General features: G+C 63.3%; 22 protein-coding genes. 6 read left to right on the forward strand and 16 right to left on the reverse strand.

Annotated elements, in window-relative coordinates; genetic code table 11:
* Positions 1-7: 7 nt before the first annotated feature.
* Both E5221_RS14680 and E5221_RS14685 read right to left on the reverse strand, forming a co-directional pair.
* Positions 8-451 carry a hypothetical protein gene (locus E5221_RS14680; protein ID WP_085720241.1) on the reverse strand — a complete coding sequence of 148 codons (444 nt, stop codon included), beginning with the start codon at positions 449-451 and terminating at the stop codon, positions 8-10.
* Between the two features lie 125 nt (positions 452-576).
* On the reverse strand, positions 577-1,443 hold the full coding sequence (locus E5221_RS14685; protein ID WP_085720423.1) for a LysR family transcriptional regulator: 867 nt from the start codon (positions 1,441-1,443) through the stop codon (positions 577-579).
* A 107-nt stretch (positions 1,444-1,550) separates the two neighbouring features.
* Between E5221_RS14685 and E5221_RS14690 the strand changes: the two genes are divergently transcribed.
* On the forward strand, positions 1,551-2,936 hold the full coding sequence (locus E5221_RS14690; RefSeq protein WP_247845869.1) for an aldehyde dehydrogenase family protein: 1,386 nt from the start codon (positions 1,551-1,553) through the stop codon (positions 2,934-2,936).
* A 202-nt stretch (positions 2,937-3,138) separates the two neighbouring features.
* Here the strand turns inward: E5221_RS14690 and E5221_RS14695 are convergent, their stop codons facing one another.
* Positions 3,139-5,049: an AAA family ATPase gene (locus E5221_RS14695; protein WP_247845870.1), complete on the reverse strand. Its 1,911-nt coding sequence runs from the start codon at positions 5,047-5,049 to the stop codon at positions 3,139-3,141.
* A gap of 164 nt (positions 5,050-5,213) precedes the next feature.
* A complete protein-coding gene (locus tag E5221_RS14700) occupies positions 5,214-6,113 on the reverse strand; it encodes a helix-turn-helix domain-containing protein (protein WP_247845871.1) in 900 nt (299 codons plus the stop codon).
* Positions 6,114-6,296: 183 nt separating this feature from the next.
* On the opposite strand from E5221_RS14700, the gene E5221_RS14705 reads away from it, so the two are divergent.
* From E5221_RS14705 to E5221_RS14715, 3 genes are all read left to right on the forward strand, one after another.
* Positions 6,297-7,655, forward strand: a complete 1,359-nt coding sequence (locus E5221_RS14705) for a glutamine synthetase family protein (protein WP_013972693.1) — start codon at positions 6,297-6,299, stop codon at positions 7,653-7,655.
* 190 nt (positions 7,656-7,845) lie between these two features.
* Complete coding sequence (locus E5221_RS14710) at positions 7,846-8,934, forward strand: polyamine ABC transporter substrate-binding protein (protein ID WP_085720245.1); 1,089 nt, start codon at positions 7,846-7,848, stop codon at positions 8,932-8,934.
* 13 nt (positions 8,935-8,947) lie between these two features.
* On the forward strand, positions 8,948-10,243 hold the full coding sequence (locus tag E5221_RS14715) for an FAD-binding oxidoreductase (RefSeq protein ID WP_085720246.1): 1,296 nt from the start codon (positions 8,948-8,950) through the stop codon (positions 10,241-10,243).
* A 104-nt stretch (positions 10,244-10,347) separates the two neighbouring features.
* On the opposite strand, the gene E5221_RS14720 is transcribed toward E5221_RS14715, so the two are convergent.
* Together E5221_RS14720 and E5221_RS14725 are read right to left on the reverse strand one after the other, a co-directional pair.
* Positions 10,348-10,653 carry a DNA-binding transcriptional regulator gene (locus tag E5221_RS14720; RefSeq protein WP_003260255.1) on the reverse strand — a complete coding sequence of 102 codons (306 nt, stop codon included), beginning with the start codon at positions 10,651-10,653 and terminating at the stop codon, positions 10,348-10,350.
* On the reverse strand, positions 10,634-11,017 hold the full coding sequence (locus E5221_RS14725; RefSeq protein ID WP_348984748.1) for a type II toxin-antitoxin system RelE/ParE family toxin: 384 nt from the start codon (positions 11,015-11,017) through the stop codon (positions 10,634-10,636). The genes E5221_RS14720 and E5221_RS14725 overlap by 20 nt, the downstream gene beginning before the upstream one ends.
* Positions 11,018-11,228: 211 nt before the next feature.
* Here E5221_RS14725 and E5221_RS14730 point away from each other — a divergent pair, with 211 nt between their 5' ends.
* Complete coding sequence (locus tag E5221_RS14730) at positions 11,229-11,906, forward strand: DUF3313 domain-containing protein (RefSeq protein WP_024087157.1); 678 nt, start codon at positions 11,229-11,231, stop codon at positions 11,904-11,906.
* A 158-nt stretch (positions 11,907-12,064) separates the two neighbouring features.
* Here E5221_RS14730 and E5221_RS14735 read toward each other — a convergent pair whose 3' ends face one another.
* Positions 12,065-13,441 carry an L-serine ammonia-lyase gene (locus E5221_RS14735; RefSeq protein WP_247845873.1) on the reverse strand — a complete coding sequence of 459 codons (1,377 nt, stop codon included), beginning with the start codon at positions 13,439-13,441 and terminating at the stop codon, positions 12,065-12,067.
* A 146-nt stretch (positions 13,442-13,587) separates the two neighbouring features.
* Here E5221_RS14735 and E5221_RS14740 point away from each other — a divergent pair, with 146 nt between their 5' ends.
* Complete coding sequence (locus tag E5221_RS14740) at positions 13,588-14,529, forward strand: LysR substrate-binding domain-containing protein (protein WP_247845874.1); 942 nt, start codon at positions 13,588-13,590, stop codon at positions 14,527-14,529.
* A 226-nt stretch (positions 14,530-14,755) separates the two neighbouring features.
* On the opposite strand, the gene E5221_RS14745 is transcribed toward E5221_RS14740, so the two are convergent.
* The 9 genes from E5221_RS14745 to E5221_RS14785 form a co-directional block, all read right to left on the reverse strand.
* Positions 14,756-16,177, reverse strand: coding sequence for an undecaprenyl-phosphate glucose phosphotransferase (locus E5221_RS14745; RefSeq protein WP_247845875.1), 1,422 nt, complete (start codon positions 16,175-16,177; stop codon positions 14,756-14,758).
* 149 nt (positions 16,178-16,326) lie between these two features.
* Positions 16,327-17,103: a WecB/TagA/CpsF family glycosyltransferase gene (locus tag E5221_RS14750; RefSeq protein WP_061551830.1), complete on the reverse strand. Its 777-nt coding sequence runs from the start codon at positions 17,101-17,103 to the stop codon at positions 16,327-16,329.
* Positions 17,103-18,290 carry a glycosyltransferase family 2 protein gene (locus tag E5221_RS14755; RefSeq protein WP_061551829.1) on the reverse strand — a complete coding sequence of 396 codons (1,188 nt, stop codon included), beginning with the start codon at positions 18,288-18,290 and terminating at the stop codon, positions 17,103-17,105. The genes E5221_RS14750 and E5221_RS14755 overlap by 1 nt, the downstream gene beginning before the upstream one ends.
* Positions 18,287-19,489, reverse strand: a complete 1,203-nt coding sequence (locus E5221_RS14760) for a glycosyltransferase (RefSeq protein ID WP_061551828.1) — start codon at positions 19,487-19,489, stop codon at positions 18,287-18,289. The genes E5221_RS14755 and E5221_RS14760 overlap by 4 nt, the downstream gene beginning before the upstream one ends.
* A gap of 60 nt (positions 19,490-19,549) precedes the next feature.
* A complete protein-coding gene (locus E5221_RS14765; RefSeq protein ID WP_061551827.1) occupies positions 19,550-20,554 on the reverse strand; it encodes a VirK/YbjX family protein in 1,005 nt (334 codons plus the stop codon).
* Between the two features lie 9 nt (positions 20,555-20,563).
* On the reverse strand, positions 20,564-21,541 hold the full coding sequence (locus E5221_RS14770; RefSeq protein ID WP_247845876.1) for a glycosyltransferase: 978 nt from the start codon (positions 21,539-21,541) through the stop codon (positions 20,564-20,566).
* A gap of 5 nt (positions 21,542-21,546) precedes the next feature.
* Entirely contained in the window at positions 21,547-22,071 is a 525-nt protein-coding gene (locus tag E5221_RS14775; RefSeq protein WP_013972705.1) for a serine acetyltransferase, read from the reverse strand.
* Positions 22,072-22,079: 8 nt separating this feature from the next.
* Complete coding sequence (locus E5221_RS14780; RefSeq protein WP_039613634.1) at positions 22,080-23,036, reverse strand: glycosyltransferase family 2 protein; 957 nt, start codon at positions 23,034-23,036, stop codon at positions 22,080-22,082.
* Entirely contained in the window at positions 23,029-23,646 is a 618-nt protein-coding gene (locus tag E5221_RS14785) for an acyltransferase (protein WP_247845877.1), read from the reverse strand. The genes E5221_RS14780 and E5221_RS14785 overlap by 8 nt, the downstream gene beginning before the upstream one ends.
* Between the last annotated feature and the right edge of the window lie 94 nt (positions 23,647-23,740).

The raw sequence follows: 23,740 nt of genomic DNA on the forward strand, positions 1-23,740 counted from the left end.
TTTTCCATCAACGCCAGTTCAGGTTCACGGTCGCGGGGGTCTTGCCATTCACGGTCACCAATTGCTGCACCGTCTCACCCTGGGCGTTGCCAGTCACTTTGTATTTGCCGGGAGGCAACTGCACGTACAGCAGCGGCCCGGCATCCGTAAGACTGAGCACGGGCTGGCCCTGTGCATTCTGGATGTCGACGGTAGCACCGCTCTGGAACTTGCCTTCCGGGCCGGTGGAGAGTTCTACGTGCAGGTCATAGCCCGGGGTCTTGCGCAGGGCGTTGGCTTCATCCTGGCCGATGCCGCCTTGCAGGTAGCGGACGCCGTTCTGCTCCTGCTGTTGCAGTTGCACGGCCTGCATGTCGATAGGGGCATTGAGGTCGGCGGCGGCCGCCAGGGTCCATGGCAGTGCCAGGGCGATCAGCAGCGCCGCGCCGAGGGCATAGTGATGGTTACGCATGGTACGACCCTCCTTTCGAGGATGGCTTACCTATTATCTGATCCTTCGGGCGTAACGGCGTTCGTGCTGATGCGTGGTCGTGTGGATGAAATTCGCTTCATCGGGGTAAATATTGCGCAGGAACATCATGTTGCACGGCCTTCCTCAAGCAGTTTCACGAACATGCTCAAACTGCGCGAAAAGGTGCCACGTCGCCATACCAGCCAGGTTTTCAGGTAGCGGAAATCCTCCGACATCGGCCAGGCACTGACGGTGCTGCAACCGGGCATGTTGTCGAGCATGCTGCGCGGCATCATGGCCAGGCCGGCGCCGGCGCTGACGCAGGCCAGCATGCCGTGGTACGACTCCATTTCGTGGATCTTGCCCGGTACCGCCTGGTCCTGCACGAACCAGTTCTCGAAGTGATGCCGGTATGAACAGTTGGCGCGGAAGGCGTAGATGCTTTCGCCGTTGACGTCCTGGGCGCGGGTTACCGGGGCGTGGTTGAGCGGCGCGATGACCATCATTTCTTCCTCGAACACCGGCATGCCCTCCAGCGTCGGATGCAGCACCGGGCCGTCGACGAACGCCGCTACCAGGCGCCCCGACAGCACGCCTTCGAGCATGGTCCCGGAAGGCCCCGTGGACAGGTCCAGGTCGACCTTGGGGTAACGCTGGTTATAGGCCGCCAGCAAGGCCGGAATGCGCACCGCCGCCGTGCTTTCCAGCGACCCCAGGGCGAAAGTGCCCTGCGGGTCCTCACCGGCCACTGTCAGCCGCGCCTCGTGCACCAGGTCAAGGATGCGCCGGGTGTACTCGAGGAAGTTCCAGCCTGCGGGGGAAAGACGCAGGCGGCTCTTTTCACGTATGAAAAGCTCCACGCCCAGGTCCTCCTCCAGTTGCTTGATACGCGTGGTCAGGTTCGACGGCACCCGGTGGATATGCTGCGCAGCGGCACTGATGCTGCCCTGCTCTGCCACGGCCTTGAAGATCTCGAGTTGCACCAGGTCCACAGCCATTCTCCAAACGTGAATGTTTCGCTCATTATTATTCAGTTTTCATTAAAGCCATAGCCCACTAGTCTGGCGTCACGGATCAATTACAACGAGAGTGTCCCGCCATGAGTGCGATCAGCAGCCTGACCCACGCCATCTCCCTCGACCCGTACAGCGGCGAGCAGATCGGCGCCTACCCGTTCGACACCGACGCCGCACTGGAAGCGGCGCTGCAACGCGCCAAGGTTGGCTACCGCCAGTGGCGCCAGGTGTCGCTGGGTCAGCGCAGCGAGTACCTGCTTGCCTTGGCCAGCACCCTCGAAACCAAGGCCGAAGCCTTCGCGCAAATGATCAGCCGCGAAATCGGCAAGCCTGTCGCCCAGGCCCGTGGTGAAGTCAGCAAGTGCGTCGGCCTGTGCCGCTGGTACGCCGAACATGGCCCGGCCATGCTCGCCGCTGAGCCGACCCAGGTCGAGAAAGCCCGCATCGAATACCGCCCGCTGGGCCCTATCCTGGCCGTGATGCCTTGGAACTTCCCGGTCTGGCAGGTATTGCGCGGCGCCGTGCCGGCGATCCTGGCCGGCAACACCTACGTACTCAAGCACGCGCCGAACGTGATGGGCAGCGCCTACCTGCTGGGCGAGCTGTTCAAGGATGCCGGCCTGCCGGAAGGCGTGTTCGAAGTGCTGAACCTGACCCCGGACGGCGTCACCCGCGCCATCAATGACCCGCGCATCGCCGCCGTGACCCTGACCGGCAGCGTGCGTGCCGGCATGGCGATTGGTGCGCAAGCCGGTGCGGCGCTGAAGAAGTGCGTGCTGGAACTGGGCGGTTCCGACCCGTTCATCGTGCTGGCCGACGCCGACCTGGATGCCGCCGTGAAAGCTGCCGTGATTGGCCGTTACCAGAACACTGGCCAGGTCTGCGCTGCGGCCAAGCGCCTGATCGTCGAGGAAAGCATCGTTGACGAATTCACCCGCAAGTTCGTCGAGGCCACTCGCGAGCTGAAGGTCGGCAACCCGCTGGAAGAAGGTACCTACATCGGCCCTATGGCCCGTTACGACCTGCGCGACGAGCTGGATGGCCAGGTCCAGGCGACCATCGCCGAAGGCGCCACCCTGCTGCTGGGCGGCCACAAGGTCGATGGCGTGGCCAACTTCTACGCGCCGACCGTGTTCGCCAACGTCACCCCGCAGATGACTGCGTTCAAGCAGGAGCTGTTCGGGCCGGTGGCGGCGATCATCAGCGCACGTGATGCGGAGCATGCGGTGGAGCTGGCCAACGACAGCGAATTCGGCCTGGCCTCGACCATCTACACCGCCGACTACGCGCTGGCCGAACGCATGACCGCGGCGCTGGATACCGGCGGCGTGTTCATCAACGGCTATTGCGCTTCCGACCCCCGCGTAGCGTTTGGCGGGGTGAAGAAGAGCGGCTTCGGGCGTGAACTGTCGCACTTTGGTGTGCGTGAGTTCACCAATGCCCAGACTGTGTGGCTGGACCGTAACTGATTCGATGCTTAGGGGCCGCATTGCGGCCCTGTGGGAGCGGGTTTACCCGCGAATCAGGCGACACGGTGCCCGGCACCGCGTTGGATTTTTCGCGGCTAAAGCCGCTCCCACACGGTACGAGGATCGCTTGCGAATTCAGTTATCTGGGCTGGGCAATCTCCCACAGGGACTTTGAAGGGCTGAAAAAGCAGCCCGAGGGGCCTCAATCCCGAACCTGGTCCTTGACCCAGTCCAGCATCCCCCCCGGCACGATCAGTTCATGCCGCGCCCGCGAACAGGCGGTATACAACCCCGCCAGCATCCGCGCCCGTTCATTGCGGTTCCCCGCCACCTGTGGCGCTACCATCAGCTCCGGCGACACCATCACCCGGGCGAACTCCATGTTCTTCACATCGCGCACCCGCCCCAGGAACAGTTTGGGCGCCTTGTCCCAGCGATAACGGCTCTTGGCCCTGGCAAAGTGCTCTGGCGTGTAGCCCTTGCGCAGCATGTTGGCCACGGCGACGAACGCCTTGTCATCACCCTTGTCCTGCTCCAGCGCCTGCCAGCTGGCATAGCGGAACAGCATCGGGTGACGCGGCCGGGTGCCATGGCGGTACAGCTCGATGCAGTCTTCGACGAACAGCTCGAAGTCCTTGCGCGCGCTTTTCAGCAGCACGAACGGCACGCCCTGGTGGGTCAGGCGCTGGAACCAGCCAAACAGGCCCCACTCATCGTCGACGATCAACGCCGTGGGCTGTTCCGGCACCGTTACCGCATCGAAAAAGCTGACCCGGGTGTAATGCTCGGCGCTGCCGCTGAAGGCTGCCTGGATCGCCGCAGGGTGGGCCTGGATCAGCGGGTTGAGCACGTTGTCCATCGCCGGCCCGGCCCGCAGCGAGTGGTCGATGTAACGCTGGCGGATAAAGCCGCCATGGTGCGCGCTGAGGCCGTTGAGGTTCTGCAGCTCGTCACCCAGGGCAATGATCGACTGCGGGCTGCGGTCGAGCACGGCAAGCATCGGTGCCGACAGCTCGTGGGCCTCGTCGACGATGACATGGGTGTAGCGGCTGTCGATCACATAACCAGTCAGCGACAGCAGCTTGACCCGGTGGTAGTCGCGCACCGGCAACTGGATTTCCCGTGCCGACGGGCGAATCAGCTCCTGCCAGTACAGCCGTGCCTTTTCCAGCAACACTTCCTGGTCCAGTGGCGTGGTCCCCGGCCCGGCCCAGGGCAGGTGGTGCAACTGCAGCTGGGTGTCGGCGCTGTGGCAGAACGTGCGTACCGCGCGGATGCACAAGGCAACCACATCGCGCGCGGCGAGCGGGCCGATGTCGGGAATGGCCAGCCAACGTACCACTTGCGCATCCTGCGGGCGCCACGACAGCTTGGTGCGATACGGGTCGCGCAGGCGCCAGCCATTGCTGGTGAGGTCGCGGTTGAGCAGCTCGTCGGCCAGCTGGCCGAAGGTCAGCGCGGTGTAGGCGGCGGCGTCCTTGACCCGCGCCTGCAGGGCGCGCAACTGGCCTTCGGTCAAGGCCAGCAACAGCGTGCGCTGGGGCTCGAGCAGGCGGGCGAACTGGTGAATCAGGAAGGTCTTGCCGGTGCCGGCAAAGCCCTGCACCGCCACCGACTCATCGATACCACTGAGGAATTCGCGCAGCAGGCGGTTCTGCTGGTCGCTGAGCATCAGGTCGCTGGCCAGGGAAGGCAGGTACACCGGGTGCAGCGGGGTTGCCCGCTGGCGGTAGCTGTCGGCGAACTGGAAATTCCACTGGCCCTCGGCGTCCAGCAGCTCGTCGGCCTGGTACTCCACCTCGGTCGACAGCAGTGCAATCCCGTTTTCGCCCAGCATGCCCAGGCCCATGGCGAAGGCTTCGCGATCGAAGTGCTGCGCCACCTGGCCCTGGAAGCGCCCCGGCGCGGCGCTTTCGACCTCGTTGGCAATGCGCACTATTTCGGCAAAGCGGCGTTCCTGCGCATCCGCCGAGGCGGTGGCGGGCTGGCGCGGCAGGTTCTGCACGAACAGCACGGCGGCGGCGTCGAGGACGCTGGCGGTGGTGAAGAAGTCGGTGGTGGGCTCGCTGGCGAGGCGGTCGGCCTGGTCGCTGGGCAAAGGCAGGTAGAACATCGGCACCTCGGGTGGAATCAGGGCGGCACGATAGCAATTTTTGCTGTGGAATGCTGGGTTGTGTATTGCCTGGGCCGGCCTCTTCGCGGGTGAACCCGCTCCCACAGGGACCTCACAACGCCTGGCACTGAGGTGATCCTGTGGGAGCAGCTACACCACCAAATTCAGCCCCTGCCCCGCTTCAAGGTCTCGCTGGGAAACTCCTTGAACAACTGCCGGTAACTCTCTGAAAACCTTCCCAAATGCCAGAACGACCAACGCATCGCCACCTCGGCCACGGTCACTCCACCGCCATGCAGTAGATCGCGCCGCGCACCGTTCAGCCGGCGCAGGCGCAACCAGTGCGCCGGCGGCATCCCGGTAAACGCCTTGAAGGCCTGTTGCAACTGACGCAAGGAAACCCCGGCAACATCCGCCAGCTCCACCAGGTTCAGCGTCTCCTCCGGGCAGTCGGCCGCCCACTCGCTCACCCGGCGCATGATCGCCCGCTCCTCGTCACGCCGGCCCAACGCCACGCCCTGCAGGCGCTGGCAGGCGTTGTCGAGGATGAACAGGCAGTCCTCCAGCAGCTGCTCCGCCAGGGCCTGCCCCTGCAGCGGGCAATCCGCCTGGCCCAGGCGGGTCAGCGTCGCGCTCAGCCAGCTGCCGAACAGCGCGTTCTGGCCGCTGCCCAGCGGCACCATGAACAACCCTTCCAGGCGCTGCGGGTCCAGCCCATGGCGGGCCAGGAAGGCCTGGTCGAACACGACCGCCACTTCCTGGTAGTTCTCCGGGGTGATCCAGATGTTGCGGCTCTGTTCGTTCAGCAGGTACAGGCTGTTCTCGCTGCGGTCGAAGCAGAACGCCAGCGAACCGCTCGGCGCGCGGAAAAACTGCTCCACCCGGGTGTTCAGCCGCTCCTCGTACACCTCCACCCCGTCCAGCCCCAGGCAACGCAGCTCACCGCTGAAATGCCCGGGCGACATCTGCCGGTACTGCTGCTGCCAGCCAGGGGTGGCACGTACTTGTTCGGTTACGTCGGTGGTGTGGTAAGCCTGGACTTGCAGGGCATTGGCGGTTGTCACGCTCGGTCCTAGTTGCACTCTTTTGGTGCATTCATTGCCGGAGAAAGTGGATAGATCAGCCTTGCGGGCTGCGACCAAGATAGTCTCCAGCGCGTCACCTGGGAAGCGGGACGCCTTCGAAACCGTAGAACGGTTTACGCTGGCACGCTTGCTCCCACACCAAAACCCAACCAAGAGGTCTGTATGAACGCCCCCTTCGATCAGCTGTCCGCCTGGCTGAAAGAACACCGGATCACCGAAGTCGAATGCGTGATCAGCGACCTGACCGGCATCGCCCGCGGCAAGATCGCACCCACCGCCAAGTTTCTCCACGAGCGTGGCATGCGCCTGCCCGAGAGCGTGCTGCTGCAGACGGTCACCGGCGACTATGTCGACGATGACATCTACTACAACCTGCTCGATGCCGCCGACATCGACATGGTCTGCCGCCCAGACCCGAGCGCCGTGTACCAGATCCCGTGGGCGATCGAGCCGACGGCGATCGTTATCCACGACACCTTCGACAAGCAAGGCAACCCCATCGAACTGTCACCGCGCAACGTGCTGAAGAAAGTGCTCAAGCTTTATGCCGACAAAGGCTGGCAGCCGATCGTGGCACCGGAGATGGAGTTCTACCTGACCCAGCGCTGCGAAGACCCGGACTTGCCGCTGCAGGTGCCGCTGGGGCGTTCCGGCCGTGCCGAAAGCGGCCGCCAGTCGTTCTCGATCGATGCCGCCAACGAGTTCGATCCGCTGTTCGAAGACGTCTACGACTGGTGCGAGATCCAGGGCCTGGACCTGGACACGCTGATCCATGAAGACGGCCCGGCGCAGATGGAGATCAACTTCCGCCATGGCGACGCCCTGGACCTGGCCGACCAGATCACCGTGTTCAAGCGCACCATGCGTGAAGCCGCGCTCAAGCACAACGTGGCCGCCACCTTCATGGCCAAGCCGATCACCGATGAGCCCGGCAGTGCCATGCACCTGCACCAGAGCGTGGTCGACATCGCCACCGGCAAGCCGATCTTCGCCAATGAAGACGGCAGCATGAGCCAGCTGTTCCTGTACCACATCGGCGGTTTGCAGAAGTACATCCCCAAGCTGCTGCCGATGTTCGCGCCCAACGTCAACTCGTTCCGCCGCTTCCTGCCGGACACCTCGGCACCGGTGAACGTCGAGTGGGGTGAGGAAAACCGTACCGCCGGGCTGCGCGTACCCACGTCAAGCCCCGAGGCAATGCGCGTGGAAAACCGCCTGCCGGGCGCCGACGCCAACCCGTACCTGGCAATCGCCGCCAGCCTTCTGTGCGGCTACCTGGGCATGGTCGAGCGCATCGAGCCCAGCGCACCTGTGCAGGGCCGTGCCTACGAGCGGCGCAACCTGCGCCTGCCGATCACCATCGAGGACGCGCTGCAGCACATGGAAGACTGCGAGACCGTGCAGCAGTACCTGGGCAAGCAATTCGTCCAGGGTTACGTGGCGGTCAAGCGTGCCGAGCACGAGAACTACAAGCGCGTGATCAGCTCCTGGGAGCGTGAATTCCTGATGTTGAGCGTGTAATCACCTTCCAGGGCATGCACTGGACCTGTAGGAGCAGCCTTGTGCTGCGAAGGGGCCAGTGCCGCCACAGCTGATCTTTTGCCCTACCGGCCTGTTCGCAGCACAAGGCTGCTCCTACAAGGTGATGAGTCACCTGTGGGAGCGGCCGCCATAAACCGAACGCCAAGAACAATACCAACGAGGTGTCCCCATGCGTCATCTGCAAGCCCTGATACCCGCCGCATTCACCCTGCTGTTCGCCACCACTACCCAGGCCACTCCCTCGGTCAGCGTGTACAACTGGACCGACTACATTGGTGACACCACCGTGGCCGACTTCCAGGCCAGCAGCGGGATCAAGGTGGTCTATGACGTGTTCGACTCAAACGAAACACTGGAAGGCAAGCTGCTGGCCGGGCGCACCGGCTATGACGTAGTGGTGCCATCCAACCACTTCCTCGCACGCCAGGCACAGGCGGGTGCCTTCCTGCCGCTGGACCGCAGCAAGCTGCCGAACTGGCAGCACCTGGACCCCAAGCTGCTCAAGCAACTTGAACAGAACGACCCAGGCAACCAGTACGCCGTACCCTACCTGTGGGGTACCAACGGCATCGGCTACAACATCGACAAGGTCAAGGCGGCCCTGGGCGTCGACCATATCGATTCATGGGCGGTGCTGTTCGAGCCCGAGAACCTGAAAAAGCTCAAGCAATGCGGCGTGGCGTTCATGGACTCGCCCGATGAACTGTTCCCGGCCGTGCTCAACTACCTGGGCATGGACCCGCGCAGCGAGAAACCGGCCGACTACGCCAAGGCGGAAGCCCGCCTGCTCGAACTGCGCCCCTACATCACCTACTTCCACTCCTCCAAGTACGTTTCCGACCTGGCCAATGGCAATGTCTGCGTGGCCTTCGGCTACTCCGGCGACGTGTTCCAGGCCGCCAACCGCGCCGTGGAAGCGAAGAACGGGGTAAAGATCGCCTACAGCATTCCCAAGGAAGGCAGCAACCTGTGGTTCGACCTGCTGGCCATCCCCAAGGACGCCAACAACCCCGAACAAGCCCTGGCGTTCATCAACTACCTGCTCGACCCCAAGGTGATCGCCAAGGTCAGCGCCACGGTCGGATATGCCAACGCAAACCCCGATGCCCAGGCCTACATGGACGCATCGCTGGTAAACAACCCCGAGATCTACCCACCCCAGGACGTGCTGGACAAGCTGTACATCTCCAGCACGCCGAGCCCGAAAATCATGCGTGTCATGACTCGCTCCTGGAGCAAGATCAAGTCCAACCGCTGAGTCGAGAACGCCCATGTCTTTCACTACCCAACACACCGCTTCGTACTATGCCGCCACGGCACGCGATGCGGCGCCCTACCCCAGCCTGGACGGCGAGCTGAGCGCCGATGTGTGCGTGGTCGGCGGCGGGCTGACCGGGGTCAATACCGCCCTGGAACTGGCCGAGCGCGGCCTCTCGGTGGTGCTGCTGGAGGGCCGACGCATCGGCTGGGGTGCCAGCGGCCGCAATGGCGGCCAGCTGATTCGCGGCATCGGCCATGACGTCAGCGGCTTTGCCCGGCATGTCGGCCAGGACGGTGTGCACTACCTGAAACAGGCCGGCATCGATTCGGTAGCGCTGGTGGCCAGCCGTATCGCCCGGTACGGCATTGCCTGCGACCTGCGCTGGGGCTTCTGCGAACTGGCCAACACCCCTGCGCAGTTCGCCGCCTTCAAGGACGAACAGGACGATCTCGACGCACTCGGCTATCGCCCTGAAACCCGCCTGGTCAGTGCCGACCGGCTGCATGAAATCGTTGCCAGCGACCAATACGCCGGCGGCCTGGTAGACATGGGCTCGGGCCACCTGCACCCGCTTGACCTGGTTCAGGGCGAAGCCCGCGCCGCCCACGGCCTGGGCGTACGCATCTTCGAGCAGAGCCCGGTGCTGCGCATCGAGCACGGCCCCCGCGTGACACTGCACACCGCCCGTGGCAAGGTGCGGGCAAGCAGCCTGGTGCTGGGCTGCAACGCCCACCTCGATGAACTGGAACCACGCCTGAGCGGCAAGGTGCTGCCGGCCGGCAGCTACGTGGTGGCCACCGAGCCATTGCCCGAAGCGCTGGCCAACAGCCTGATCCCGCAGAACATGGCGCTGTGCGACCAGAAAGTCGGCCTGGACTACTACCGCCTCACGGCAGACCGGCGCCTGCTGTTCGGCGGCGCCTGCCACTATTCCGGCCGCGACCCCAAGGACATCGGCGCCTACATGCGGCCCAAGGTGCTGAAGGTGTTTCCGCAACTGGCCAACGTGCGTATCGAATACCAGTGGGGAGGCATGATCGGCATCACCGCCAACCGCTTCCCCCAAGTCGGGCGCCTCAGCCAGCACCCCAATGTTTACTACGCCCAGGGCTATTCCGGGCATGGGCTGAACGTGACGCACTGGACGGCGAAACTGCTGGCCGAAAGCATCGCCCTCGGCCACAGCCAGGGGCTGGACGTGTTCAGCGCCGTGCCGCACCTGACCTTCCCCGGTGGCAAGGCACTACGCTCACCGCTGCTGGCGCTGGGGATGTTGTGGTATAGACTGCGGGAGGTGCTGGGTTGACCTGGCAGCGGGCTTGCCTGCGAATCGGAAGTTAAAGGAAATTTTTCAAAAAAATTCCGTAATTCACTGTTTTGAAAGAATTTTTCAAAAACCAACCAAAGGACTCAAAGAAGAACCTGTAACCCTTTGTTTTTAATGATATTCAGCAGCTTCAAAGCCGGTCCGGACGGGCGCGTCTCGCCCTGCTCCCATTTGCGCACTGTCGATGCGCTCGTGTGCAAATGCATCGCAAAGACCGGCTGGCTGAAGTTGAGTGCCTCGCGCAAACGGCGTATGTCCAGTGCGCTGAAATCTCGCACCGGTGCAGGGCACAACGCTTCGTAATCCCGAAGCGTGACCTTGCCGATCGCTCCGGCCTCGTGCAGGGCGACAAGGTCCTCGCGTAACGATTCAATCAGTTTGCTGCTCACAACATACCTCCATCAGCACACCCGCCTGCAACGCCCGGCAGAGCGCTAGCGGTGATAAATCCAGAAAGACTTTGCCAGCGAATCGCAGTGCTTTCTGTTCCTCCAAGGTGATATTTGCCCTGCCACTTTTGGCAAAGCCATGCAGGAAAACACATCGATTGCCGATACGGGCGGAAAGAAGGGTTCGATAACCGCCGCGCTTTCCCGCACCATGCGCTGCCACGCGTTTTTTGAACAACTCACCACCCAGGCTCGCATCGACCAGGCCCCTGCACATCTCGTCCACTGCTTTACACAGCACTTCGTCGCTGAGCCTGTGAGCGGCTTGCCAACGCGCGAAATCCTTGCGCTTGAAAATTTCCATCACCGAACCCCAACCATACCCTTAACGGGCATAGTTTTCCAAGAGCGGCAGAAACTCAAAAGCCGGCGAGGTCCCAAGACACTGTAGGAATTTGCGCGCCTGGGAACGTGACCATAGCCACTTCCCACTACAGATTGAACCAGCCCACTGGCCAACTGCCCTGCACCTGCTAGCGTTGTTCTGGCCGACCTATCATGGATGCATCTTCATCATGAAATCATTGCCCCGCATTACCCTGTTGTGCGCCGCACTGCTAACCATGGCCGCCTGCTCCAGCAATCGCGTGGACCCGAAGGACTACTCCGGCTTCCTCAAGGATTACAGCCGGCTGCAGGAAGCCAAGAGCCCGTCTGGTGACCCGGTGATGCGCTGGATCGACCCCAAGGTCAACGTCAACCAGTACAGCCAGGTGTTCATCGAGCCCAGCCAGTTCTACCCCAAGCCGCAGCCGACGCCGGTCATCTCGGCGCAGACGCTGCAGGAAATCACCCGCTACTTCAACGAAGCGCTGCGCCGTGAAATGGGCAGCGTGGTACCGCTGGCCAAGGGCCCCGGCCCGGGCGTGATCGTGGTGCGCCCGGCCATCACTGCGGTGTCCACCAGCAACGAGGGTCTCAAGCCTTATGAGGTCATCCCTATCGCGCTGATTTCAGCCGGTGTGAACACCGCCATGGGCGGCCGTGACCAAGAGGTGGATGTCGGCGTGGAAGCTGCGTTCCTAGATGGTGCCAGCCAGAAAGTGCTGGCCCAGGTCGTGCGCAAGGGCACGGGGCAGGATCTGGAGAACAAGACCACGCAACTGACCCTGAATGACGTCAAGCCGGTGCTGGATGGCTGGGCCAAGGACATGCGCGCGAGCTTCCTGGAAGCGAAGCAGAAAGCCCGCTGATACCGACCGGACACGGAACCTGTGGGAGCGGCCTTGTGTCGCGAAAGGGCCGCAGAGCGGCCCCGGGATCTCAGCTCAGGCGTATGAATGGGGCTGCTTCGCAGCCCTTTCGCGACACAAGGCCGCTCCCACAAGACCGCGCTGACCGTTGCGGTGACTCAGCATTCGACGAAGGCAACGGCCAGGCCGCCGCGCGAAGTCTCCTTGTAGTTTGCATGCATGTCCGCCCCGGTATCACGCATGGTGCGGATCACCCGGTCGAGCGAGATGAAGTGCTCGCCATCCCCCCGCAACGCCATCTGCACGGCGTTGATCGCTTTCACCGCAGCAATCGCGTTGCGCTCGATACACGGCACCTGCACCAGGCCGCCGACAGGGTCGCAGGTCAGGCCAAGGTTATGCTCCAGGGCAATCTCGGCGGCATTTTCCAGCTGCGGCGGCGTAGCGCCCAGCACCTGGGCAAGGCCGGCAGCGGCCATCGAACAGGCCGAACCTACCTCGCCCTGGCAACCAACCTCGGCCCCGGAAATCGACGCATTCTTCTTGCACAGGATACCGACCGCCGCTGCCGCCAGCAGGAAGTCCACCACGTCCGCGTCGCACGCCCCCGGGTTGAACTTCATGTAGTAATGCAGCACCGCCGGAATGATGCCGGCCGCACCATTGGTAGGTGCTGTGACCATGCGCCCGCCGGCGGCATTCTCTTCATTCACCGCAAGGGCGAACAGGTTGACCCATTCCATGGCGCTGAGGGTGGAACCGATCACGTTGGGCTTGCCCAGCTCCTGCAGGCTGCGATGCAGCCGCGCCGCACGGCGCTTGACGTGCAACCCGCCCGGCAGGATGCCTTCATTGCGCAGGCCATTGTCGACGCATTCACGCATGGCACCCCAGATCCGCAGCAGGCCCTCGCGTACCTCGGCCTCCGGGCGCCAGGCGCATTCGTTGGCCATCATCAGCTGCGCCACACTCAAGCCATGGCCCTTGCACAAGGCCAGCAATTGCGCAGCGCAGTCGAACTCGTACGGCAGCACCACCGCGTTCGCTTCGAGCGCTGGCGCATCGATCTCGGCTTGCTCGACGATAAAGCCACCGCCCACCGAATAGTAGGTCTGGCGCAACAGGCTGCCCTGCCCGTCCATGGCTTCCAGGCTCATGGCATTGGGGTGGTACGGCAGGTTCTCGTCGAGCAGCAGCATGTCGCGGCTGTACTCGAACGCTAGCGGGTGGCTGCCATCGAGCATCAGGCAGTGCTCCTGCATCACCTGGCCAATGCGCGACTCGATGGTGGCCGGGTCGATGCGGTCCGGCCACTGGCCCATCAGGCCGAGCAGGCAGGCGCGATCGGTGGCATGGCCAACCCCGGTGGCCGACAGCGACCCGTACAACCGCACCTCGACACGGCTTGCCCGGGCCAGCAGCCCCTGTTCGCGCAGGGCCTGGGCAAAGGTAGCCGCCGCCCGCATCGGGCCGACGGTGTGGGAACTGGACGGCCCGATGCCGATTTTGAAAAGGTCGAAAACACTGATAGCCATGCTAATGCCTGACCGTGCCCGGGTATGAAACCGCAGGACGGTTATCTGGAGAAATTGAGCGATATTGCGATTTTGCGCGATACTGCCGCGCTGGCTCACGGATGACCAACGAAACTTCCTAAGCAAGGCTTTAGTGGTACTAAACGATGCGACGACAACTCAATGGCCAGACGTTCGTCTGGCTACACGTGTTCGCCTGTGCGGCCCGGCACTTGTCCTTCACCCGCTGTGCCGAAGAGCTGCACATTACCCCGGGCGCCGTCAGCCAACAGATGCGCCAGCTGGAGGAACGCCTGGGCTACCAGCTGTTCCTGCGTCGGGCACGTGGTGTGGAACTGACCGCCGAAGGGCAACGCCTGGCACAGACGGTGACCGAAGCCTACGGCAGCATCGAAGCCGAACTGCTGCGCCTGGACGCGGGTGAAATCCGCGGCACCTTGCGCCTGCGCTCGATCCCGTCGTTCCTGGCCAAATGGCTCACGCCTCGCCTTCCGCGCTTTCAACAACGCTACCCGGACATCGAGCTGCGTCTGGTGGCCGAAGACAGTGCCCAGGCGTTGACCCCGGGCGATTTCGACCTGGCCATCGACCTGAACGATGGCAGCTACCCCGGCATGCTCTCGACACCACTGCTGGACGAGCAGATCTTCCCCGTGTGCTCCCCCACCTTGCTGCGCGGGCGCCCGCCGCTGCACGGGCCGGCGGACCTTGTGCACTACCCGCTGCTGCACGACATAACGGCCTGGCGCGGCAGTTCGGAATATGCCGAATGGGAGTTCTACCTGGAGGGCATCGGCGCCGCCGGCCTGGATGTGCGGCGCGGGCATACCTTCAATCGCAACCACCTGACCATCGAGGCGGCGATTGCCGGCATTGGCGTGGCGATTGCCCGGCGCACGCTGCTCAACGACGAACTGGAGCGCGGCGCACTGATCGTGCCGTTCGGGGTGCCTATCGCCAATCACAAGCGCTATGTAGTGCATTACCCGCCGGGCGGGCTGAACCAGCCGGGGGCGCGGGCGGTGCATGACTGGCTGGTGGAGGAAGCGCGGGGGTTCAGGGAGTTGCACCCGCTGAACAAGGACTAGGCCAACCAATTGCGGCTGCACGAAATCGCTCCCACAGAACAGTACATGAATCATTGATTCGGCAGGTCCTGTAGGAGCAGCCTTGTGCTGCGAAGAGGCCGGTACAGGCAACAGATATGTAGTGTCAGTACAGGCCTATTCGCAGCACAAGGCTGCTCCTACAAAGGACGCGCCAAGCGAGCGATATTTGTTCTCCGGCGACAGCGCAGCCACACCTGGGGAGGTCTCAATAAGCCTGCTTGCCGGTAAAGGCGCTAAGTGTGCGCACCAGAATCACGAAATCCAGCCACAGCGACCAGTTGTTGATGTACTCGATGTCCGAGTCCACCCGCTGGATCATCTGTTCGATATCCCTGGTTTCGCCCCTGAACCCACGCACCTGCGCCAGGCCGGTCATGCCAGGCTTGATATTGTGGCGAGCGAAGTAGTCGACGATGTCCTGCGAATACAGCGTGTCATGCTGCAACGCATGCGGCCGCGGCCCTACCAGCGACATCTCCCCGGTCAGCACATTGAACAACTGCGGCAGTTCATCGAGGCTGGTGCGGCGGATAAAGGCGCCGACCCGGGTCAGCCGTGGGTCATCCCTCTGCGCCTGCTTCACCACGCCATCTTCCGGCTGGTGGACATGCATGCTCCTGAACTTCCAGATGCGGAACGCTTCCCCGGTCCAGCCGGTGCGTTCCTGGCGGAAGAACACCGGGCCGCGGCTATCGAGCTTGATGGCCAGCGCAATGGCCAGCAACACCGGCGATGCCAGCAACAGGATCAGCGCCGCCAACACCCTGTCCTCGAGGTTCTTCAAGAACAGGCTCATGCCCGTCAACGGTGTTTCCGACAAGGTCAGCACAGGTATGCCGGCAATTTCCCGCACGCTGTGATTGATCAGGCGCAACGAGAAGATATCCGGTACCCAGTTAACCGCAATGCATTTGTCGAGCAACTTGAGATACACATCGTTGATGACCTCGGAACCGCCCAGCGGGGTCACCAGGTACACCGTGCGAATGCCATGGCGGGCCACGATATCGTCGAGGTCGGCAATAAGCCCGAGCACCGGCATGCGCTGCTTTCCTTCGGCACTTTCGCGCCCCGGCTCATCGGCATTGTCGATCAGCACGCAACCCAGCACGCGTTCGCCGAACCAGGGGTTGTTGCTGATTTTCTGATACAGGAAGTTGGCCAAGTCACCGGCGCCAATGATCAGGGCGTTGTCCAGGCGTGCATGGGCGGTAAAGCGCTTTTGCAATTCGCGCACGGCAAAGTGCAGGAACAACTGGGCGATGTAGCCAATGATGAACAACTGCACGACCAGCAGTCGCGAATAGGTTTCGCTCTGTTTGGCCAGGAAGGCCATGACCACCAGGAAGCAAAAGGTTGCCGACCAGGCCTTGAACAGCCGGAAAGCCTTGATGGAAAGCCCGACGTTGGTACGGTAGATCGCATAGTGATCGTAGATGACTGCCAGTGCGCCAACCAGCAACAGCAGCATGATCACGTAATCGGAAGTGATGTAGCCGAACTGGTCGTAGATCAGGTACCACGCAATACCGGTGACTGCAATTCCATCGAGGCCGGCCTGAATGGCGTTACTTACGCTGCTTCTTCTCTGCAGTAAGGAACGACTGCTTCTGGGCTCTAAGACCATTTCAGACCTCATCAATCTGCGCGCAGCAAATGCCTTCCACCAACAAGCAAGCCTTGACAACGGCTCATGCAAAGCCCGTGGAGCAAAATCCTGCAGCCGCAAGCCATTGATCAAACTGTAGCAGCCATCCGCCATCAGCGTGCCCGGAATCACCGTTCGTGCGGATTCTGGCGCTCATACGGTGTGCCTGGCCGTCCGCCGTCGCGGCGGAACAGCAGGGTACGCACGAGGAACAACGGGTTGCCCACGACATAGCGAATGAACAAACGCTTCGGCTCGCGCAACAGCCGGTACAGCCACTCCCCACCCAACCGCCGCAACCACTCGGGCGCCCGGCTGACCTTGCCGCCGAGAAAATCCAGGATCGCGCCACCGCACACGATCAGGCACGGCCCCCCAGCGGCCGCCAGCCTTGCCGCCACAACCTCCTGCCTGGGCATTCCCATGCCCAGCACGATCAGCTCAGGTTGCGACTCCCTGGCCAGTTGCAGGTAGGTATCGACGCTGGCAAAGCCATCGTGGACCGACACCGGCACCACCCCGAACGTGGCTGTGCTGCGCTGCACGGCCTGGTCCAGGTAAGGCTGTCGGGTGCCCCAGAACGCAACCCGCCGCCCGCGGTAGGCAGCCAGAAGCCGAGGAATGAAGTCGGTGCCATTCATGTTGAGCCCTGGCTCAAGCCCCAGCCGACGATACAGGATCGCCAGGCCGGAACCGTCGCGCAGCAGCACGCCGGCCGCCGACAATGCCTGGTAGCAGGCGCCATCACGAACCACCAGGTTCATTGCATGGGCATTGACGAAACCCAGCACGGTCGTGGCTTCCGGGGCGCTGAGCCTGTCCAGCAGGCGCTGCGCGGCAGTGGCATCCGGCACCACTTCGAGCTTGCCGACAAGGGTGTTCCAGCGTTCTTGCCAATGAGCCATCAGTCTTCATCCCGTTTCGAACGTACCCATTCAACCTGTCGCTTGATCAGGAACCGCAAATACAAGGGGAGCTTCCTTGCAGCGTAGAACGGCGCGTACAGCAGCACGGAGAACGGGATCAGTTCGCGACAGAAACGCGCCCAGGCCACTGCGACGGCAAGGCCGAGCAAGGCCAGCGCGCAAAGGGCGATCCACGCAGGTGCCGCCAGGCCGAACAGCAGGTACGCCAGCCAGGCCACCAGGTTTAGGCCGAGCAAAGCCAGCACCAGCAACGCCAGCGGCGGCACCAGCAGGTCCAGGGTCATGGCCAGCAAGCTGCCGTTACGCTGGGTGATTGCCGCCAGCGCACGCTTGGGCGCATCGGCCAGCATCAGGCTCAGGTGCCCATGTTCCCAGCGGGTGCGCTGGCTGCCCAGGCCTTGCTGGCTGGCAGGGAAACGGCTGCTGACCACGGCCTCGGGGCAGAACACTGGCGGCTTGCCCTGCTGGCACAGGTCCAGGCCCAGCTTCACATCCTCCACCAGGTGCCCGTTGGCCAGGTCGATCAAGGCCAGGTCACGCCAGCCGAATGCCATGCCGGCGCCCATCAGCTGGCATGGCAGGCCCAGCCGCGCCCAACCACGCGGGCGCACCAGGTTCTTGACCCGCCAGGCGAACTCGGCAACCTGCACTGTCAACCCAGCCCCTGCCGGTGCGTACATCAGGTACAGCGCCTGCACCGGGCGAGCGACTTCTCGGTAGCGCCGCGCCAGGCGCTCGATCGCTCCCTCGCCCACCTGGCAGTCGGCATCCACCACGATCACCACCTCGGGCGGCTGGTTGGCCAGGTGACGCACGCCGAAGTCCAAGGCGTAGCCCTTGCCGCGCAACCGTGCATCGTGGCGCTCCACCACTTCGGCGCCCGCCTCGCGCGCCAGTTGCGCGGTGTCGTCAGTGCAGTTGTCCGCCACCACCAGCAAGCGGTCGCCAGGCCGCAACTGCGGGGCAATGCTCGCCAGCGTGGCACCAATTATCGAAGCCTCGTCGTGAGCTGGCACCAGCACTGCCACCTGCGGACGGGCGGTGTTGCCCATCGGCTGCGCGCGCGCAGGCAGGCAGGCCATCAGTACCTGCACCAACAGCAGCAGCACCGGCAACAGGACGATGGCCGCCAGCATGCCCAGTAGCCAAGCCAATACACTCATCATGCGGATGCCTTGAAATAGCTGGCCAGCCTGGCCGCCTCGGTATCGATGTCATGCCGTTGCAGGACACGCTGGCGTGCCGCCTCGCCCATGCGCTGCAGCACTTCGGCAGGTTGTGCCAGGCAATCGGCCATGGCCGCTGCCAGCTCGTCCACGGCGCCGGCAGGGAACAACCAGCCGTTTTCGCCCGGCCGCACCAGCTCGGGAATGCCTGCCACATAGGTGGTCAGCACTGGCCTGCGCAAGGCCATCGCCTCCATGATCACCACCGGCAAACCCTCGGCAAAGCTGGGCAGCACCAGCGCACGCGCCGCCAGGATTTCCTCGCGCACCTGTGCGCTGCTGATCCAGCCGGTGATGCGCACCTGCTGCTGCAAGCCATGCCGTGCAATCAACGCCTCGACCTGGCCACGCATTTCACCGTCGCCGGCCAGCACCAGTTCGAAGGCGATCGACCGGGCGGCCAGTACTCGCGCGGCCTCGAGCAGCAGCAGCTGGCCTTTCTGTTCGCACAGGCGGCCGACGCACACCAGGCGCGGCGCCGTGGGCACGCCAACCGGCGCCACCTCATGGAAACTGCGCTCGAGGCCGCAATGCACTACCTTCACCTTGGCCCAGTGGTCGTGTGCCACCCAGCGAAACAACTGGCTGCGCCCGTACGAGCTGACCGCCGCGACAAATGCGGCACGCCGCACCTTCTCGCCCATGTGCAGAAACTGCGGCTTGTCGAACTCCTCCGGCCCGTGCACGGTAAAGCTGTAGGCCGGCCCGCCCAGCACATTGGCCAGCATCACCACCTCGGTGGAATTGGTGCCGAAATGTGCATGCACATGTCTTGCCTCGCCAGCCTGCAACCATTGCAGTACCTGGCAGGCCTCGGCCAGGTAGACCAGGTGGTAGGGCCAGGCGCGGTCGGCCCGCAAGCCAACGCGCATGGCCAGCTGCAGCGCCTGGAAAAACCGGCGCGGCTGTGCCCGCAGCACTTGCCAGGCCGGTGCCAGCAAACCCTTGATGCCACGCTGCAGCACATAGCGGGTCTTGGCCCGTTCGCTCGCGTCGTCGGCATCCTGCAACTCGGCGTCCCACCCGCGCAGGGCAATACGCTGCACCTCTACCCCCTGGCGCTCCAGCGCCAGGATCTCGCGGCGGATGAAACTGTGGCTGACCTTCGGGTACTGGTTTATGAAGTAAGCAATGCGCATAGAAATCCAGATCAAGACCCGCGTAGTGAACATTCAGACCTGCCGCGGCAGGGCTGGCGATTACTTCAGGCTGTCGACTACCGGCGGCCGGCGCCCCGCCGATGGCACCTCGTCAGATGCATCCCCCTGTTCCCCTTGTAGCCCAAGGTTGTGACCGCTGCCTGGCAACACGGCCTGCAAGCGGGCGAAAACATCGTCGAGCAGCACCTGGCGGCGGCGGTACATTGCCCGTTTCTTCGCCGGAATATCCTGTTCCGCCCGCTGTACAGCAGCCAGCGGAAGGGCGAAGAAGTCAGCATGGTTCGATGCAGTAGCGCCGTGCTCCAGCCAGATCACATCATAATTGGCCGCCAGGTCGTGGCCTTTGTCGTTGCCAAAATACGTGTGCCGATGGTGGCGGCAGGCGTCACTGACGGCATACAGGTGCGCCACGCCCAGGGTCCTGGCCAGGCACTTCAATGCCTCGATCAGCAGGCTGCGAGGGCGCAACCCTTCGAAGTCCTTGGTCAGGTCGCGGTAGATGGCCAGTGAGGTTTCGCTGTCGATCCCCTTGTGGATGCCCTGCACGGCACCGATGAACAGGCAAAGCTCGCCCTGGCTGCGGCATAGGCTGAACGCCAGGGATGCCACGCGCAAGTCGCTCTGGAACAGGTTCAATACCAACTCGCCTTCGCGCTTGAACCAGATCGGCCGGTCCAAAACCAGACGACAACCCGGCGAATGGCTGGACAGCTCGCACAGCGTCAGGCTTTCGTCCCGCCCCAGCAGCAACAGCGCCGGAAACTGCCCGGCCAGCACTTCGAAGTGCGAAGCCACCACCTCCAGGCGCTGCGGGGCTTCCCAGCATTTGCTGAGGTAAGGCCACTGCACGACACCGATGCAATCCACCCCTAGCCGCTGCAAGCCTTGCTGGCCCAACGCCGCCGTCATGCGCTGCAGAAAGGCATTCAGTTCAGGCCATTGCCTGGCAATCTGCAGCGCCAACCTGCACTTGTTGTTCAGCGCCCGCAACGAGTAGCCCGGTTGCAAGGTAAACACGCTTTTGACGATCGTGCCGAGCATCATGGGCCTCTCTCACTTGTACTCGATCAACGTCGATTTGCCGGCCGCGATGCGGTGGCGCAGGAACTTCAGTTGCCCGAGCATTTCCGGGAACTTGCCCAATACCAGAAACACCGCCTGTAACCAGTTCTCCCTCACCGACTTGCCACCACGGCGGGCCAGGCGTACGGCCTGCAGCGGGTAGACCGCCAGCAACAGCAGGCCCCAGCCGCCCAGCAGCAGGCACGCCAGCACGATCACCACGGGGATGCCCAGACCCCACAGCCAAGCGCGGCGCGATTCGCGCAACCAGTGCCGCTCGGGCGGCTGACCATGCAGGTAAGCCCCTTCGGCATAGGCGTGGCCAGCGCGCAGACTACGCCGCCACCACTGGCTGAAACGGGTCATGCCGGCGTCGTGCAGGGTCATCTCGGCGTCCAGGCGCCAGACTTTCCAGCCCTTTGCCCGCAGGCGCACGCACAGCTCGGGCTCCTCTCCGGCAATCAGCTCGGGGCGAAAGCCGCCGACGGCGGCAAAGGCATCTGCTCGCATCAGGGCATCGCCACCACACGCCTTGGCCTCGCCAATGGGGGTGTCCCACTCCAGGTCGCACAACAGGTTGTACACCGACCGCTGGGGGAAGCGCTCGCGTCGGCGGCCACACACCACGGCCACGTCGGGGTGGTCGTCGAGAAACGCCTGCGCCGCGGCCAGCCAGCCGCCATCCACCTCGCAATCGCCATCGACGAACTGCACCCGTTGCAGCGACGGCAACAGCCATTGCAAGGCGAGAAAGCCTTCGTTGCGCGCGCGTGCGGCAGTGAACGGGGTGTCCATGTCCAGCGCCAATACCTCTACCCCCAGGCTGCGAGCCAGGTGCGGTGAACCATCGGTAGAGCCGGAGTCGACGTACATGATCTTGTCCGTACCCTGTAGCAGCGAACGCAGGCAACGCTCCAGGCGCAGGCCTTCGTTGCGGCCAATCACCACCACTCCGATGCCGCTCGCCATGGGCCTCACTCGACGGGCGCCGTGGCGGCCGGTTGCCTGGCCTTGATGATGGCCGGCACCCCCACCGCCAGCGAATTGTCCGGCACATCCACCAGCACCACGGCGTTGGCACCGATGATCACGTCGTTGCCGATACGGATGCTTCCCAGCACCTTGGCCCCGGTGCCAATATCGACGTTGTTGCCGAACACTGGTGCAATCGGCTCATCGACGTTCTTCAGGCCCACCACTACCCCGTTGCGGATGCGGCAGTCATCGCCAAACCGGGCATAGCCGCTGACTACGATGCCGCCAAAATGGTCGATGACGAAGTTGCGGCCGATCACCACCTCGCACGGCAGCTCCACACCCGTGATGATCTGCACGAACTTGAACAGGACCTTGTAGATGAGCGAAAACAGTTTTCGCAGCAGTGCCGGGCGCACCCCATAGCGCCAGCGGCCGAAGCGGTACACCAGCAATACCCAGAAGCCCTGGGCGCCCCAGTCGCCACCATGGGCACGCAGGTCGGCACGTATATTCTCGAACATGGCTCCACCTACCTTGTCGGTTGGCTGGCGTACCGGGTCTTGAACAACAGAGACCAGGTCGCCCGGCAGTGACGCCAGCAGGCCTGTATTGCGCCCCGACCGCGTCGTTTCAACAGCGCCTTGAGTGCCAGTACCAGGTCGCCCAAGGTGACCAGCAGCATGTGCAGGGCAAGGCCCGCCAGCCCATGATGCTTGCGGAAGTACAACAGCTCGCTTTCGATCTGGTATGACGAGATCTGCCGGCTGGCCGCCTCCAGTTCGGCCACCGATCTGGAGCTTTCCCCTCCGATGTGCACCACCGTGGTATGCGGGTAGAACACCACCTTCCAGCCTGCAGCCTTCACCCGCTTGCAGTGGTCGACCTCCTCGTAATAAAGAAAGTAGCGCGGGTCGAACAGGCCCACCTGGTCGAGCACTTCGCGGCGCACCAGGTAGAAGCAGCCAGGCAGCCAGTCGCACTCGCGGACCGAAGCGTGGTCCCAATCCATTTCGTCGACCATTTTCAAGCCCGGGAAGAAACGCCCCAACCCGGTACGCCCGACGAACACGTTGAACGGTGTGGGGAAGTAGCGGCAACTGGGCTGCAGGGCGCCGTCGCGTCCCTCCAGGCGTACCCCCAGCACACCGCACTCCGGGTGGGCTTCCATGTAGTCGAGGGTTTTCTGCAGTGAATCGGCGGCGACAAAGGCGTCGGTGTTCAGCAGCAAGGCGTACTTGCCCTTCAGGTGCGCCAGCAACTGGTTGTTGGCCCGGCCGAACCCCACGTTCTGCTTGTTGCTCAGCAGCAGCGCCTGCGGGCATACCTCGGCCATGCGCTGCAGCGAGTCATCGGCCGAGGCATTGTCCACCACAAGGTAGCTGGCCAGCCGTTCGCTGTCGGCCCGACGCAGTGCATCGAACATCGGCTGCAGCAGCCCGGCCGTGTTGAAGTTGACCACCATGACGTCCACAGGTTTGCTAGCCATTGTTGCCGTCCCCGAAGAAATACTGGCGCCTTTGCGCCGTCAGCTGCGGCTCCAGTTGCGGGTCGTAGGCTCCATTGCGCTGCTTGACCAGGTCGATCCATGGGTAGGCTTCGCAACGTGCCTCAACCCGCTTGATCAACGCCTCGGTGGTGCATATGAACTCTGCAGGGTTGCCACCGAACACCGTGCCCGGCGGCACATCCTTGGTCACCACGGCACCGGCGGCCACGATCGACTCAGGCCCGATGGTGACGCGAGGCATGACGATTGCACCGTGGCCGATGAAGCAGTTGTCCTTGATGTCGATGAAACCGACCGAATCCAGGTGCTTGCCGAAGCGATGTTCGATCAGCAATACCACCCCGTCATGACCGATCAGGGTGCAATCGGACAGCCCCACACTGTTGCCGATGCGAACCAGCGAAGGGTCGAGGAACTTGCAGCCTGTATTGACATAGAAGTTGCTGCCTACCGAGTGGAAGTTGCCCCAACGGGCAAGGTAGGCCCCCCACTCAAGCCCCGAAGGCTTGCAGAACCTCCTGTAGAAGGCGCTTCCTCGCCCCGTTGCATGGACATAGTGCGCCACTGCCTTGCGTATCCATCCCTTCATTCTGCCAGCCTCGCAATCAAAGCCATCTGGACTGTCCCTGAGGCGCATCCGGTCTCGTTCTTGTGGGTGCTGACCGTCGCGCACTCAACCCGTT

The sequence above is a fragment of the Pseudomonas sp. A2 genome (assembly GCF_023100865.1).
GTDB classification, from domain to species: Bacteria; Pseudomonadota; Gammaproteobacteria; order Pseudomonadales; family Pseudomonadaceae; genus Aquipseudomonas; species Aquipseudomonas asiatica.